Here is an 817-nt window from a genome sequence, read left to right on the forward strand (position 1 = left end):
TTGGGACACCGGCAGAAAACTGCACTGGCCTATTCGACTGAAAGTACTCGTGTAAGGCCCGCAACGTAGGCAACTCCAGGGCCTGCGCGGCATAACAGAGGCCGATGCGGCGAGTCGGCATCGGCAGGTGCCAGGCGCGTGTTAACACCCCTTTATGGCCCATAACTAACGATTGCGGCAGCATCGCGACACCGATACCCGCACTGACCATATTCAGTGCCTGCTTCAATGAGCCGGCATTCCCGGCCACCGCCCCTGGCGAACAGTCGTAGAGTGCCATCAAACGTTGATGGGAGACGTGCTGCGGGCAGGTAATCCAATCGTCAATGGGTGTCCAACGCTGTTGCTCTGAGTCCTGCGCCATGGGGTGTTCGACGGGCAGTGTCATCACGTAGGACTCCTCCCAGAGCGGCAGGAACAATTCGTCCTCGCAGCACAGCTCTTCCACGGCCAGGCGGGCATCGCCCTGGCAACCTTCTTTCAGGGTCAGTAACAAATTCGGCAGCGCTTGATGGGCCATACGTATGAACCCTTCGATGTGGCTGTCAGCAATGTCACCTTCCACACCCAGCTCGAGCAGTGCGCGGCTTTCACCTGCACGAAATAATCGGCTCAAAGCCATTGCTTCGGCAACCATCCGCCGCGCCTGTGGATACAGCACTCGCGCCTCTTCAGTCACCTCTACGCCCCGTGGCTGGCGGATGAACAGCGTCGTACCCAACTCTTGCTCCAGCTGCTTGATGGTCACCGAGAGCGTCGGCTGGCTGATAAACAAACGCTGCGCCGCCGACGTGATATTGCGCTCCTCAAAGACGGC

At 59.1% G+C, this 817-nt stretch carries 1 protein-coding gene; it reads right to left on the reverse strand.

Features of this window, described 5'->3' with window-relative positions; genetic code table 11:
• The coding region (locus tag ACZYSM_RS29230; protein WP_489077158.1) for a LysR family transcriptional regulator at positions 1 to 817 on the reverse strand (817 nt) is incomplete at both ends.

The organism is Pseudomonas sp. F220 (genome assembly GCF_057813935.1).